This window comes from Hydrogenophaga sp. GW823-FHT04C09, from assembly GCF_058796355.1.
Genome location: NZ_JBXAIO010000008.1, coordinates 172,201 through 185,826, shown reverse-complemented (window position 1 = coordinate 185,826; position 13,626 = coordinate 172,201). Strand labels below are relative to the sequence as shown.

Annotated in this window: 14 protein-coding genes; 6 read left to right on the top strand and 8 right to left on the bottom strand. The window is 69.1% G+C overall.

Features of this window, described 5'->3' with window-relative positions; all coding sequences use genetic code 11:
- Window positions 1–55 precede the first annotated feature (55 nt).
- Window positions 56–1,558, bottom strand: a complete 1,503-nt coding sequence (locus AC1Q9M_RS21060; protein ID WP_382322160.1) for an FAD-linked oxidase C-terminal domain-containing protein — start codon at window positions 1,556–1,558, stop codon at window positions 56–58.
- A 208-nt stretch (window positions 1,559–1,766) separates the two neighbouring features.
- Between AC1Q9M_RS21060 and AC1Q9M_RS21055 the strand changes: the two genes are divergently transcribed.
- The gene (locus tag AC1Q9M_RS21055; RefSeq protein WP_382322159.1) at window positions 1,767–2,189 is read left to right on the top strand and encodes an Hsp20/alpha crystallin family protein; all 423 of its coding nucleotides are present in this window, start codon (window positions 1,767–1,769) and stop codon (window positions 2,187–2,189) included.
- A 24-nt stretch (window positions 2,190–2,213) separates the two neighbouring features.
- Here the strand turns inward: AC1Q9M_RS21055 and AC1Q9M_RS21050 are convergent, their stop codons facing one another.
- Both AC1Q9M_RS21050 and purU read right to left on the bottom strand, forming a co-directional pair.
- Window positions 2,214–3,083 carry a LysR substrate-binding domain-containing protein gene (locus AC1Q9M_RS21050; protein WP_382322158.1) on the bottom strand — a complete coding sequence of 290 codons (870 nt, stop codon included), beginning with the start codon at window positions 3,081–3,083 and terminating at the stop codon, window positions 2,214–2,216.
- Window positions 3,084–3,168: 85 nt separating this feature from the next.
- Window positions 3,169–4,017, bottom strand: a complete 849-nt coding sequence (gene purU / locus AC1Q9M_RS21045) for a formyltetrahydrofolate deformylase (RefSeq protein ID WP_382153546.1) — start codon at window positions 4,015–4,017, stop codon at window positions 3,169–3,171.
- A 124-nt stretch (window positions 4,018–4,141) separates the two neighbouring features.
- On the opposite strand from purU, the gene aptA reads away from it, so the two are divergent.
- Window positions 4,142–5,482, top strand: coding sequence for an omega-aminotransferase AptA (gene aptA, locus AC1Q9M_RS21040; protein ID WP_382322156.1), 1,341 nt, complete (start codon window positions 4,142–4,144; stop codon window positions 5,480–5,482).
- Window positions 5,483–5,567: 85 nt separating this feature from the next.
- On the opposite strand, the gene AC1Q9M_RS21035 is transcribed toward aptA, so the two are convergent.
- Window positions 5,568–6,374, bottom strand: coding sequence for a ChaN family lipoprotein (locus AC1Q9M_RS21035; RefSeq protein ID WP_382322155.1), 807 nt, complete (start codon window positions 6,372–6,374; stop codon window positions 5,568–5,570).
- Window positions 6,375–6,430: 56 nt separating this feature from the next.
- Between AC1Q9M_RS21035 and AC1Q9M_RS21030 the strand changes: the two genes are divergently transcribed.
- Window positions 6,431–7,501: an AbrB family transcriptional regulator gene (locus AC1Q9M_RS21030; protein WP_382325761.1), complete on the top strand. Its 1,071-nt coding sequence runs from the start codon at window positions 6,431–6,433 to the stop codon at window positions 7,499–7,501.
- A 49-nt stretch (window positions 7,502–7,550) separates the two neighbouring features.
- Here AC1Q9M_RS21030 and AC1Q9M_RS21025 read toward each other — a convergent pair whose 3' ends face one another.
- From AC1Q9M_RS21025 to AC1Q9M_RS21015, 3 genes are all read right to left on the bottom strand, one after another.
- The gene (locus AC1Q9M_RS21025; RefSeq protein WP_382153555.1) at window positions 7,551–7,835 is read right to left on the bottom strand and encodes a BTH_I0359 family protein; all 285 of its coding nucleotides are present in this window, start codon (window positions 7,833–7,835) and stop codon (window positions 7,551–7,553) included.
- 166 nt (window positions 7,836–8,001) lie between these two features.
- Window positions 8,002–9,225 carry a DUF3108 domain-containing protein gene (locus AC1Q9M_RS21020; protein ID WP_444687598.1) on the bottom strand — a complete coding sequence of 408 codons (1,224 nt, stop codon included), beginning with the start codon at window positions 9,223–9,225 and terminating at the stop codon, window positions 8,002–8,004.
- Window positions 9,226–9,236: 11 nt separating this feature from the next.
- On the bottom strand, window positions 9,237–10,112 hold the full coding sequence (locus AC1Q9M_RS21015) for an IclR family transcriptional regulator (protein ID WP_492435704.1): 876 nt from the start codon (window positions 10,110–10,112) through the stop codon (window positions 9,237–9,239).
- 228 nt (window positions 10,113–10,340) lie between these two features.
- Here AC1Q9M_RS21015 and AC1Q9M_RS21010 point away from each other — a divergent pair, with 228 nt between their 5' ends.
- Window positions 10,341–11,348 carry a fumarylacetoacetate hydrolase family protein gene (locus AC1Q9M_RS21010; RefSeq protein ID WP_444687595.1) on the top strand — a complete coding sequence of 336 codons (1,008 nt, stop codon included), beginning with the start codon at window positions 10,341–10,343 and terminating at the stop codon, window positions 11,346–11,348.
- Between the two features lie 9 nt (window positions 11,349–11,357).
- On the opposite strand, the gene AC1Q9M_RS21005 is transcribed toward AC1Q9M_RS21010, so the two are convergent.
- Window positions 11,358–11,798, bottom strand: coding sequence for a VOC family protein (locus tag AC1Q9M_RS21005; RefSeq protein WP_382322154.1), 441 nt, complete (start codon window positions 11,796–11,798; stop codon window positions 11,358–11,360).
- 85 nt (window positions 11,799–11,883) lie between these two features.
- On the opposite strand from AC1Q9M_RS21005, the gene AC1Q9M_RS21000 reads away from it, so the two are divergent.
- Together AC1Q9M_RS21000 and AC1Q9M_RS20995 are read left to right on the top strand one after the other, a co-directional pair.
- Window positions 11,884–12,714 carry an enoyl-CoA hydratase/isomerase family protein gene (locus AC1Q9M_RS21000; RefSeq protein ID WP_382163839.1) on the top strand — a complete coding sequence of 277 codons (831 nt, stop codon included), beginning with the start codon at window positions 11,884–11,886 and terminating at the stop codon, window positions 12,712–12,714.
- A gap of 37 nt (window positions 12,715–12,751) precedes the next feature.
- On the top strand, window positions 12,752–13,585 hold the full coding sequence (locus AC1Q9M_RS20995; RefSeq protein ID WP_444687594.1) for a PhaM family polyhydroxyalkanoate granule multifunctional regulatory protein: 834 nt from the start codon (window positions 12,752–12,754) through the stop codon (window positions 13,583–13,585).
- Window positions 13,586–13,626: the final 41 nt, after the last annotated feature.

Genomic DNA, 13,626 nt, shown 5'->3' with positions numbered 1-13,626 from the left:
TCATCCGGCACAACTGTACCCCAGGGCCCTCTTTCTCCAGCGTGATATTTGACAGCTAGAAACGCGGTAGCTCAGGGTGCGCCAAAGCCCCCGCGCGCACCAGCATCCGACCGTATTCAGCACAACGTTGCAGGGTCGGGATGACCTTGCCCGGATTCAGTAGCCCATTGGTATCAAAGGCCCGTTTGACGGCGAACATCTGGGCGTTTTCCTCGGCGGAGAACTGGACACACATGCTGTTGAGCTTTTCCACGCCCACGCCATGTTCGCCGGTGACCGTGCCGCCCATGGCGACGCTGGTCTCCAGGATCTCGGCACCGAACAGTTCGCAGCGGTGCAACTGGTCGGCGTCGTTGGCGTCGAACAGGATCAGCGGGTGCAGGTTGCCGTCGCCCGCATGGAACACGTTGGCGCAGCGCAGCCCGTGCTTCTTCTCCATCTCGGCGATGGCCAGCAGGATGTCGGCCAGGCGCTTGCGCGGAATGGTCGAGTCCATGCACATGTAGTCCGGGCTGATGCGCCCGCTCGCCGGGAACGCGTTCTTGCGCCCGCTCCAGAAACGCAGGCGCTCGGCTTCGTCGCGGCTGACCGCGATGGCGGTGGCGCCGCATTGGCGCAGCACCGCGCTCATGCGGCCGATCTCTTCTTCCACCTCCTCCGGCGTGCCGTCGCTCTCGCACAGCAGGATGGCTTCAGCGCTCAGGTCGTAGCCCGCGTGCACGAAGTCCTCCACCGCCGCGGTCATGGGCTTGTCCATCATTTCGAGGCCGGCCGGGATGATGCCGGCCGCGATCACCGAGGCCACCGCGTCGCCGGCCTTTCGGATGTCGTCGAAGCTGGCCATGATGCAGCGCGCCAGCAGCGGCTTGGGCACCAGCCTGACCGTGACCTCGGTGGTGACGGCCAACATGCCTTCGCTGCCGATCACCAGGGGCAGCAGGTCCAGGCCGGGTGCGTCGAGCGCGTCGCCCCCGAAGGTGACGGGCTCACCCTCGACGGTGAAGCCGCGCACGGCCAGCACGTTGTGCAAGGTCAGGCCGTACTTGAGGCAGTGCACACCACCCGAGTTCTCCGCCACGTTGCCGCCGATGGTGCAGGCGATCTGGCTGCTGGGGTCGGGCGCGTAGTACAGGCCCTGCGGGGCGGCGGCTTCGGAGATCGCGAGGTTGCGCACGCCCGCCTGCACGACCGCGGTGCGCGAGCGCGGATCGATGCGCAGGATGCGGTTGAACTTGGCCAGCGACAGCGTGACGCCCAGCGCGTGCGGCATGGCACCGCCCGAGAGCCCCGTGCCCGCGCCGCGCGCCACCACCGGCACGCCCAGGCCGTGGCAGGCCTTGAGCACGGCAGCGACCTGGCCCTCGGTCTCGGGCAGCACCACCACCAGCGGGCGCTCGCGGTACGCGGTCAGGCCATCGCATTCGTAGGGCACCGTGTCCTCGGCCTGCCAGAGCAGTGCGTGCGCCGGCACCACGGCCTGCAGCGCGCGCACCACGTCGGCCTGCCGTTGCGCGCGTTGCAGGGAGGTGTTTTCGGCGGGGCGGGCGGGTGCGTTCATGTGGGGCCGGTGCGGGTCGGATCAAGGGCCGCTCCAGTCTAGGCCAAAGCTTGCGTGCCGGATTGAAGAAACTTGCAGCGCTTTGTGAACGCTTCGGCGGGCGGTGACGAAGGGCCCTTGAAATCGGCGGGCGGTGGCATCAAGTTGTGTTCACCGCAGGACGCCTGTCGCGCCCTGGAACCTCATCATCCATCAGGAGTTTCTTGCCATGAACAGCCTCATTGCCCGCCGTGGTTTTCTCGACGACTTCTTCAACGACGTCGCTCCCGCCTTCTACGTCAAGCCGCTGCACGGCGACGGCCTGCCGGCGCAGATCCGCGTCGATGTGAAAGAGACGCCCGAGGCCTACACCTTGCAGGCCGAAGTGCCCGGCGTGTCCAAGGACGACATCCACGTCAACGTCGACGGCAAGCTGGTGACCCTGCGCGCCGAGATCAAGCAGCAGGACAGCCAGACCGAGGGTGGCAAGCTGCTGCGCAGCGAACGCTACTACGGCGCCGTCTCGCGCAGCTTCCAGCTGCCGGTCGACGTGGACAACAGCGCCGCGAAAGCGAAGTACGAGAACGGTGTGCTGCAGCTCACGCTGCCGAAGAAGACCGCCGCCGCGGCCCAGCGCCTGGCGATCGAATAAACCCGCGATCCGCCACCGGGCTCGTCAGTTCACGCTCTTCTTGAGCCACTCGGCGAACGCCGCGCATTCCCACCGCTCCATCGCACCGGCCTGCCAGCACAGGTAGTGCGCATGGGGCGATGGGATGTTGCGTGCCGAGATGCGTTCCAGCGAGCCGTTCTCGATCCAGGGCGCGCCCAGCTTGAGGCGCACCAGGGCGACGCCCAGGCCTTGCGCCGCGGCATCGCACATCAGCCCGATGTCGTTGAACGACGAACCCTCGACCGGCTCGGGCCAGTCGAGTTCGTGCGCCGCGAACCAGGTGCGCCAGGGTTCGAGCGGGCTGCGCAACAGGGCGGCGCGCTGCAGGTCTTCCACCGTGTCGAACGGGCCGTTCTCGCGGATGTAGGCGGGAGACGCCAGCGGCGTCACTTCGTCTTTGAGCAGGCAGATGTGCTCCACGTCGGCGTAGCGGCCGGTGCCGTAGCGCACTGTGAGGTCGGCGTCCTCGGCGACCACGTCCAGCAGCGGGATCGAGACCTGCAGCGTCAGGTCGATCTCCGGATAGGCCTCGGTGAACTGGCGCAGGCGCGGCATCAGGATCGAGCGCGCGAAAGTCGGTGTGACGGCCAGCTTGAGCTTGCGTTTTCCCGGCGCCGTGTTGCCGCCCGGAAAACGCTGCAGGATGCCCAGGCCTTCGCGCACGTGGGCCAGGTATTCGCTGCCCTCGGTGGTGAGCGAGAAATCGGCGCGGCCGAACAGCTTGGTGCCCAGGATCTGCTCCAGCTGGCGCACGCGGTGGCTCACCGCGCTGGGCGTCACGTTCAGTTCCTCCCCCGTCTGCGTCACGCTGCGCAGGCGCGCCAGCGCCTCGAAGGTCAGCAGGCACTGGATGGGAGGAATCCGGATGGTCATGGCGCCCCCACGCTCCACCGCTGACGCGTGGTCGCTGCCCCCCGAGGGGGCTGAGCGGCCTTGGGGCGGCCCTGCGGCATCGCGTTCACTTGAACACCACGGTCTTGTGGCCGTTGAGCAGCACGCGGTGTTCGCTGTGCCATTTCACGGCGCGCGCCAGCACCTGGCTTTCGGTGTCGCGGCCGCGCGCGGTGAGGTCTTCCACCGCGTCGGTGTGGTCCACCCGGGCCACGTCCTGCTCGATGATGGGGCCTTCGTCGAGGTCGGCCGTCACGTAGTGGGCGGTGGCCCCGATCAGCTTCACGCCCCGGTCGTGCGCCTGGTAGTAGGGCTTGGCGCCCTTGAAGCTGGGCAGGAAGCTGTGGTGGATGTTGATCGCCTTGCCCGAGAGTTCGCGGCACAGGTCGTTGCTGAGCACCTGCATGTAGCGCGCCAGCACCACCAGCTCGGCGCCTTCGTTCTGGATGATCTCCAGCTGCTTGGCCTCGGCCTGCGGCTTGGTGGCGGCGGTCACCGGGATGTGGTGGAAGGGCACGTTGTAGCTGGCCGCGAGCTGGTAGAAGTCGCGGTGGTTGCTGATGATGGCGCGGATGTCCAGCGGCAGCAGGCCGCTCTTCCAGCGGAACATCAGGTCGTTGAGGCAGTGGCCTTCCTTGCTGACGAAGATGACGGTGCGCACCGGCTCGGCCAGCGGGTGCAGGCTCCACTGCATGGCGAACGGTTCGGCGAACAGCTTCAGGTGCAGGCGCAGGTCGTCCTGGGTGAGCTGGCCGCAGGCGAACTGCACGCGCATGAAGAACAGGCCTGTGGCGTGGTCGTTGTACTGCGCGGCTTCTTCGATGTTGCCCCCGTGCTCCAGCAGGAAGCCGGAAACGGCGTGCACGATGCCCGGGCGGTCCGAGCAGGACAGGGTAAGAACGTAGGTGTGATTCATGGCGTGCGAATTGTCGCAGCAAGGCGCGGTGGGCCTGGCCGAACCCGGCGCAATGGAGCCCCTGGAGGCGGGAGGCGGTGACAAAATGCCGCTTCCCCGTCCTTTTGCCGCAGGAGACGCCCGCATGGCCTACAACGATTTCCGCATGGACAACCAGTGGTTGCCCTTCACGCCCAACCGCAGTTTCCAGAAAGACCCCCGGGTCTTCGTGGCGGCCGACGGCATGTATTTCACGACGCACGACGGCCGCCAGGTCATCGACGGCATTTCCAGCCTGTGGTGCGTGGGCGCCGGCCACAACCGCAAGCCGATCAACGAAGCCATCAAGCAGCAGCTGGACACGCTGGACTACAGCACCGCCTTCAGCGTCAGCAACGACAAGGCCTTTCGCGCCGCCGAGATGATCGCCGCCATGGCGCCGGGCGACCTGAACAAGGTGCTGTTCTGCAACTCCGGCAGCGAGGCCGCCGACACCTCGATGAAGGTGGCGCTGGCCTACCACCGCGCGCGCGGCGAAGGCCACCGCAACATCTTCATCGGCCGCGAGCGCGGTTACCACGGCGTGGGCTTTGGCGGCATGAGCGTGGGCGGCATCCCGGCCAACCGCAAGGTCTACGGCGCCGCCCTGCTGCCGCGCGTGGACCACCTGCGCTTCATCCACGACCCGGTCAAGCACGCCTACGTGCACAACACCGAACCGGTGTGGGACGAAGACCTGCTGCTGGAGCTGGAGAACCGCATCCTGCCGTTGCACGACCCCAGCAACGTGGCGGCCGTGATCGTCGAGCCCGTCGCCGGCAGCGCGGGCTGGTACGTGCCGCCGCAGGGGTACCTCAAGCGCCTGCGGGAGATCTGCGACAAGCACGGCATCCTGCTGATCTTCGACGAGGTGATCACCGGTTTCGGCCGCCTGGGCACGGCTTTCGCGTCGGACTACTACGGCGTGCAGCCCGACATGCTGAATTTCGCCAAGGCCGTGACCAACGGCGTGTTCCCGCTGGGCGGCGTGGTCTGCACCGACCGCATCTACGGCGCCATGATGGGCGCGCACGGCAGCGCGCCGGACCACGCCATCGAGTTCTTCCATGGCTACACCTACTCGGGCCATCCGGTGGCCTGCGCGGCGGCCATCGCCACGCTGGACCTGTTCCGCGAGGAAAACCTGTTCGCCCGCGCGGGCGAGATGGGGCCGGTGCTGGGCGACGCGATGCACAGCGCGCTCAAGGGCTTGCCCCACGTGATCGGCATCCGCAGCCTCGGGCTGGCGGCCGCCGTGGAGCTCACGCCGCAGCCGGGCCTGCCCGGCAAGCGCGCGTTCGACGTGTTCATGGACTGCTACCACCGGGGCGTGCTGGTGCGCAACGCGGGCGACAACCTGGTGTTCGCGCCGCCCTACATCGTCGATCGCGCGCAGATCGAGACCATGGTGGGCACGCTGGCCGACGCGATCAAAAGGCTGGGGTAACCCCCCTGCGCCGCTGGCGCGGCTTCCCCCCGGTGGGGGGACGGCACCTGGGGCCGGCGGAGCCGGACCCTTGGTGCCCCTGGATTCAGCGCTTCATCTGTTGGCGCAGTTCGGCGCAGTGGTCGCGCGGGGGCAGCGCGGGGGTCTGCCACACCGCGTCGGCCGGCGGTGCGCTGGCGTCCTTGGAGGTGCCGGCCTGCGCCATCACCACCTTGTGGCCCACGGACGCGGGCAGGTGCAGGGGCACGCCGAGGTCTTCGCGCACATGGCCGTTGCCGGCCACCAGCAGCACCGTCTTGCCCGGGATGAGGGCCTGCGTGGCCGTCTGCGCCATCGACCGGTCGCGCGCGAGCTGGATGCGGGTCATGGGCGCGATCTGGCTCTCGGGCAGCAGGCCGCAATGGCTCTCGCGGATGCCGTCGCGCTGGCGCTGCAGCACGCTCTCGCTCACCAGGCCGTCCAGCTCGGCCTGGCCCATGGTGCCGCGCATCTGCGCGCGCGGCAGGTTGCCGCCGATCACGGGCACGCCGCTGCGCACGGCGGCCATCACCACCGGGCCGTACACCGGCCAGGGCCAGCCGCTCTGCTCGGTCCAGCCCAGGGCCTCGCGCACGCGCGCCTCGTCGGCGTCGCTGGGCAGGCCTTGCGTGCTGCGCCCCTGTTCGATCATTTCCATCACGACCGCGCCCAGCTGGTCGCGCCGGGCCAGGGCCAGCACCACGTCGCGCTGCAGGGCCTGGTGTTCGGCGGCGTCGTGTTGCTCGCCGAGCAGCAACACCGGCGCGGGCAGCACGCGGTCGAGCAGGGCCGGCACGGTGGTGGGTGGGCGGTGCGCGCAGGCCGCGAGCAAGGACAGGCCCAGGGCAATGGCGACAGCGGTTCGACAGGTCATGCGTGGATACTAAGCGCACCCGAGGCCCCTTCACCTTCCCTTTCCGCGTGTCCTTTCTGCCTGTCTGGCGGCCCGATTCGTGGCCGCGCGTCTGCCTCACCCTGACGATCGCCCTGGCCGCCGCCCTGCTGTGCCGCTGGCTGCGCACGCCCATCCCCTGGATGATCGGCCCGCTGCTGGCGACGGCGCTGGTGTCGGTGCTGGGCATGCGCACCGAGAGCTGGACGCCTTTGCGCAACAGCGGGCAGTGGGTGATCGGCACCGCGCTGGGCCTGTACTTCACGCCGGCCGTGGGCGCGCTCGTGGCCAGCCTCTGGTGGGCCATCGCGCTCGGCATCGCGTGGGCATTGGCCCTGGGTCTGGGTTTTGCAGCCTGGCTGCGCTGGCTGCACGCGGGGCATCTGGTGGCCTTGACGCCGGCGGAGCTGCGCTGCACCACCTATTTCGCTGGCGCGATCGGCGGCGCGTCCGAGATGACGCTGATCGCCGAGCGCCAGGGCGCGCGCACCGATCTGGTGGCGGCCGCGCACAGCCTGCGGGTGCTGCTGGTGACGGTCACCATCCCGTTTGCCCTGCAGTTCGGGGGCGTGAGCGGGCTCGACACCGGGGCGCAGGGCGTGCGGGACGTGCAAGCCCTGGGGCTGCTGGCGCTGGCCGGGCTCACGTTGCTGGGCGCGCTGGCCATGCAGCGCCTGGGCCGCGCCAACCCCTGGTTCATGGGCGCGCTGGTGGTCACCATGGTGGTGACCTTGAGCGGCCACACCCTGTCGGCCATCCCGCAGAGCCTGTCGAACGCGGCGCAGCTGGTGATCGGTGTGAGCCTGGGCGTGCGTTTCACGCCCACTTTCGTGCACACGGCGCCGCGCTGGCTGGCGTCGGTGGCTTTCGCCACACTGGTGATGATGGGCCTGTGCGCCGGCTTCGGCTGGGTGCTGGCGCAGCTGACGGGTTTGCACCCGGTCACGCTGTTGCTGGGCACCGCGCCCGGCGGCATTGCCGAGATGGCCATCACCGCCAAGGTGCTGCAGCTGGGCGTGCCGGTGGTGACGGCGTTCCAGGTCTGCCGGCTGGTGGCGGTGCTGGTGCTGGCCGAGCCGCTGTACCGCTGGCGCCACGGCCCGACATGAAAAAGGCCGCTGGGGTGCAGCGGCCTTTTTTCAGAGGAAGTGCGTTCGTTCAGTGCATGACCACGGGCATCTGGGCCAGCGTGGCATAGCCCTCGAGCGTGTCTTCCACCTCTTCCTGGGACGGCGTGCTCTGCTGCCAGGCGGTGATCTGGAGCTGGAACATCTCGGCCCAGGAGCCGTCGAGGTACACCTCTTTGCCCGAGCGCTTGTCCACGATCTCGAAACCGTGGCGGGGAATCTGCGGGCCGTCGGCCACTTCGTTGTCGCCCTCGACGGGCGCATTGGCCAGGATGTGGACCACAGCGAAGGCATCCGAGTCGTAAAGCATGTGCATGACTGAAATCCTTGAATAGAAAAAATCTGCGTTCCTGACAACCTTATATCGGCAAATACGCGCCGATTTATAGGTCAGATGCAGCTTTACGTGGCGACGTTCCCCCGGACTTCAAGATGCGTGTCTTTTTTGGCACAGATGGGTGTTTGTCCTACAGGTGTTTGCCTTACGGCATCTGGCTGAGTTGCTGATCGGCCACATCGCCGTTCGACTGTTTCACCCGCAGGCGCACGGGCAGGTGGTGCAGGCTGGGCGCGAGCCACATTTCGACCGTGCTGTCGAATTCCTTGCGCGGCTGGCGCACCAGGTGGCGCACCTTGAATTCGCCCGCTGGCAGCGAAATCGTCGATTCTTCGCCCACGTCGAAGCGCCAGACGGGGGCGTCGCCCGTGCCGGCCACCTGCATGTCCACCGTCTGCCCGGTGGTGTAGGCCTGCGGGCGGGCCTGCAGCAGGCTGGCGAGCTGCAGGAACAGGCTCAGGCGGTCCTGCGCCCCCGGCTGCAGCGGTGCCTCGGGCGCGTTGCTGCTGAAGCGGATGCGCTGTTGCGCCGCATCGAAATGGGCGGCTTTCTCGCTGCGGCTCTTGTCGGCGAAGCGCTCGGGCATCAGGCCTTCGGGGCCGATGCGGCCGATGCTGGTCTGCGAGCGGCTGCCCAGCAGCAGCACGCGCATCTCCATGCGGGCCTCGTAGCGGCCGTCGGCCACGGCCCAGTCCAGCGTGCCCTGGGCCTTGTAGCCGATGCCCTTGACGTTGCCGGTCACGTCGTAGTGCAGGCGGGTGCTGGGCGGCGGCGTGGCGGGTGGCAGGGCGACGGGGGCGCTGGGTTTGCCGTCGGTTGCTGCCGACGGCGTGGTGCCGGTGGGCTCGCTGATTGGGGGTGTTTCGGGCGTGGCAGCAGGCGCCGCCACGGCTTCTGCCGGCGCTTCGGGTGCCGGCGCCGGAGGCTCGCTCACGGCCACTTCCTGCGAAGCGATGGCCGGCGTCTCAGCCGGCGCGAGGGCGACGGCCTCGGCGGGTTCGGGCGCTGCCTGGGCCACGGCGACGGGTTCGGGAACCGGGGCGGGGCGGGCCGTGGGCGCCGCCTTCGGAACGGGCTTGGGCCGGGGCGCGGGTTCGGGGCGCGGCGCGGGCGCCGGGGCGGCGGGCACGATCCAGCGCACGGTGCTCACCTGCACCGGCTGCGGGCGCGCTGCCGGGGTGGAGGCGGTGGCGGGCGGTTCGGCGTTCGCGGCGGATGCACTGGCGCCGGTGGCCGGGGGCGCTGGCGCCCGGGCGGTGTCGGGCAGTTGAAGCGTGATGCCGCCGGCGAGCAGGACCAGGTGCAGGCCCAGCACCAGCGCCACCAGCGCGGTGAGCACCGACCCGCGTGGCGAGGCAGAAGGTGACAAGGGCGTTTGGGTCACGGGCTGGAAGGGGCGGGGCGGTGCCCCAGGTCGGCGCTGAGCTGGCGAGCGCAGCGCAGCAGGGCGGTGGCGGTGGCGCCCTGCCAGTCGGTGTCCAGCGTGGCCACGGAGCCGAGCACCACCAGGCCCAGCGCGAGCCGGCCCTGGGCGTCGAACACCGGGGCGCAGAAGCCGCCCACGCCGGGCAGCAGGCTGTGCACCACGCGCGCCAAGCCCCGGCGCCGGGTGTCTTCGAGCAGGGCCTGCACCTCCTGCGGCGACTGGGGCACGTCCACCAGGGGCAGATCGCCATGTTGCGGCAGCTTCTTCAGGCGCGCGAGTTCGTCGCGCACCATGGGGGCGATGCGCTGGGCGTCGCGGCCTTCACTGCCCATGAAGGCGGCAAAGCAGCGGCCGGTGGCCGAGGTCAGCAGCGGCATGACGTCGCCCAGGCGCAGGGTGACGGGCACCGTCTGAGGCGCCTCGATCCAGTGCACCATGGTGGGGCCCTGGTTGCCCCACACCGCGATGGCCAGGGTGTGGCCGGTCTCGGCCAGCAGGCCATCGATGCGTTCGCGCGCGAACTTCACGGCGTCGAGGCGCGCGAGGCTGGCCAGCCCGATGCGCAGCGCGGCGGGGCCGAGGTCGTAGCGCGTGCTCACCGGGTCCTGCACCACCAGGCCCATGCGCTGGAAGCTCACCAGGTAGCGGTGGGCCTTGGCCGCGCTCATGCCAGCCGCGGCGGCCAGGTCGCGCAGCATCAGGGCACCGTCGGCCTGCGACAGGGCATCGAGCAGCTCGAAGCCCACTTCCACCGACTGGATGCCCGCGCGCAACGGTTCCGCGTCGTCACGGGTTTCGGTGTCGATGGCGGGGCGTTGGGCAACAGGCATGTGAATCAGGGTCACGAAGGTTGGACGGTCGGTCGGGCGGTGGGTTCCCCGGGCCGGTGGCGGGTCTTGCAGCGGTTCACGGGGCTTTCGTCTAGAATCCCGTATTTACGAATAGGTGAATCAATTTCACTATCCGTAATTCAAAGACATCCCCCGAGTGTGCCACCGATCCGCCCCCAGGCGGACAATGTGCCCGCTTTGACCCCAACCTGACAGCAGGAGACTTGCATGAAACTCGCCACTTACAAAGACGGCTCGCGCGACGGACAACTGGTGGTGGTCTCCCGCGACCTGAGCACGGCGCATTATGCGACCGGCATCGCCCACAAGCTCCAGCAGGCGCTGGACGACTGGAACTTCATCAGCCCCCAGTTGCACGACCTGTACGTCACGCTCAACCAGGGCAAGGCGCGCCACGCCTTCCCGTTCGACCCCGCCCAGTGCATGGCCCCGCTGCCGCGCGCCTACCAGTGGGCCGACGGCTCGGCCTACATCAACCATGTGGAACTGGTGCGCGCCGCGCGCAACAGCGAAGTGCCGGCGTCGTTCTACACCGACCCGCTGATGTACCAGGGCGGCAGCGACGACTTCATCGGCCCCTGCGAAGACGTGGTGGTGGCCAGTGAAGACTTCGGCATCGACTTCGAGGCCGAGATCGCCGTCATCACCGGCGACGTGCCCATGAGCGCCACGCCCGAGCAGGCCTTGGAGGGCGTGCGCCTGCTGATGCTGGCCAACGACGTGTCGCTGCGCAACCTGATCCCGGCCGAACTGGCCAAGGGCTTCGGCTTCTTCCAGAGCAAGCCGGCCACCGCGTTCAGCCCGGTGGCGGTCACGCCCGACGAGCTCGGCGACGCCTGGCAGGGTGGCCGCGTGCACCTGACCATGCAGTCGACCTGGAACGGCCGCAAGGTCGGCATGTGCGAGGCCGGCCCGGAGATGACCTTCCACTTCGGCCAGCTCGTGGCCCACATCACCAAGACGCGCAACGTGCGCGCCGGCTCCATCGTGGGCAGCGGCACGGTGAGCAACAAGGGCACGGACGTGGACGGCCGCAAGGACTGGCCCAAGGGCTACAGCTGCATCGCCGAGAAGCGCGCGATCGAGACCATCCTGGACGGCCAGCCCTCGACCGCCTTCATGAAGTTCGGCGACACCATCCGCATCGAGATGAAGGGCAAGGATGGCCAGTCCGTGTTCGGCGCGATCGACCAGAAAATCGCGCCGCTGGCCTGAGGCCAGCGTTCAAACAGCGTAGACCTGCTCGATCGACGCGAAGCCCTTGACCTCGATCGGGTTGCCGAAGGGGTCGCAGAAGAACATCGTCCACTGCTCCCCGGGCTGCCCCTCGAAGCGCACCTGGGGTGGCAGCACGAAGTCCACGTCCGCGGCCTGCAGCCGCGCGGCCAGCGCTTGCCACTCCGGCAGCAGCAGCACCAGGCCGAAGTGCGGCATGGGCACCAGGTGCTCGCCCACGCGGCCGGTGCGCTGCGTCTTCAGCGGCTCGCCCAGGTGCAGCGAGATCTGGTGGCTGAAGAAATCGAAGTCCACCCAGGTGTCGGTGCTGCGGCCCTCGGCGCAGCCGAGCACGCCGCCGTAGAAGCGGCGCGCCGCGTCCAGGTCGGTGACGTTGAAGGCGAAATGGAACAGGCTGCGGGTGTGCAGCGCAGCGGTGGACGGGTTCATGGCCGCCAGCATAGACGCTGGCGCGCGGTCGAGCACAATGACCGACAGAACCCCAGCCCTTCAGGAGACCCGCATGAGCAGCCCCGTGGACTACAGCCGCTACCAGACCCTCGCCATCACCCGCCGCGGCCCCACCGTGGACGGCGTGCCTTCCGTGCTCGACATCCAGATGCGCGCCGACGGCCCGGGCGGCAACGGCAAGCTGCCCACCGCCGGCCACGACGGCCACTGGGAGCTCAGCGAGATCTGGCGCGACGTGGGGCGCGACGACAGCGTGCGCTGCGCCGTGTTGCGTGGCAGCGGCATGGGCTTCTCCGGCGGCGGCGACCTCGCGCTGGTGCAGGACATGGCGACCGACTTCGAGGTGCGCACGCGCGTCTGGAAGGAAGCGCGCGACCTGGTCTACAACGTCATCAACTGCGACAAGCCCATCGTCAGCGCCATGCACGGCCCGGCCGTGGGCGCGGGCCTGGTGGCCGGCCTGCTGGCCGACATCTCGATCGCGGCCAAGAGCGCCAAGATCGTCGACGGCCACACGCGCCTGGGCGTGGCGGCCGGTGACCACGCGGCCATCGTCTGGCCCCTGCTGTGCGGCCTGGCCAAGGCCAAGTACTACCTGATGTTGTGCGACCCCATCAGCGGCGAGGAGGCCGAGCGCATCGGCCTGGTCTCGCTCGCGGTGGAGGACGCGGCCCTGCTCGACAAGGCCTATGAAGTGGCCGACCGCCTTGCCAGTGGCAGCCAGACCGCGATCCGCTGGACCAAGTACTCGCTCAACAACTGGCTGCGCCAGGCCGGCCCCGCGTTCGACACCTCCCTGGCGCTCGAATTCATGGGTTTTGCCGGGCCCGATGTGCGCGAAGGTGTGGCATCCTTGCGTGAGCGCCGCGCACCCCGCTACGGCGTGGACGGCTGAGACAGACAAGACCTAGACGGCACGACAGGAGATCTCCATGAGCGACGCCCCCGGCAGCGGTTTCGGCAAATTCGTTCCCGGCTTCGAGTTCCTGCAGAACCTCGCGGGCCAGGCGGCCGGCGGGGTGGCGCAGGGCATCAGCCAGAACATCCCGCAGTTGCCCAACCTCGGCAGCTGGGTGGCGCCCACCTTCAACGTGGAAGACCTCGAGAAACGCATCGAGGAACTCAAGGCCGTGCACTTCTGGCTGGACCAGAACGCCAAGGCGCTGGGGGCCACCATCCAGGCGCTGGAGGTGCAGAAGATGACCTTGTCCACGCTCAAGACGATGAACTTCAGCATGGGCGATGTGGCCAACGCGCTCAAGATCAAGGCCGCCGACACCCTGGCCGGCTTCACCGGTTCACCCGCCGCCGCGCCCACGCCGTTCGCCGGCCTGGAAGTGCCGCCGCGCACCTACGGCACCCCTGCCGAGCCCGAAGCCGCGCCTGCGCCGGCGCCGCGCAAGAAGAAGCCGGCCCGCAAGACGGCGGCCACCGCCGCGCCGGCCGCCGGTGGCGTGGTGGACCCGATGCAGTGGTGGGGCGCGCTGTCGCAGCAGTTCCAGCAGATCGCGAGCAACGCGATGAAAGACGTGGCCAAGCAGACCGCGCTCGATACCACGCGGCAAGTCGCCAGCGGCCTGACCGACCAGGCCCTGAAGACCGCCACCGGCATGGCCGGCAAGGCCGCCCGGGGCGTGGGCCGCGCTGCCGCGCGGGCGGTGGCCCGGCCGGCCGCCAGCCCTTCTGCCCAGCGCCCTGCCGCGAAATCCGCCGCCAAGCCGGCCGCCAGGAGGGCCCCGGCCCGCAAGGCCGCCAGCCGACGTTGAACCTCCCACGCCGCCGTGTTCGCGGCGCGCCGCCTTTTTTC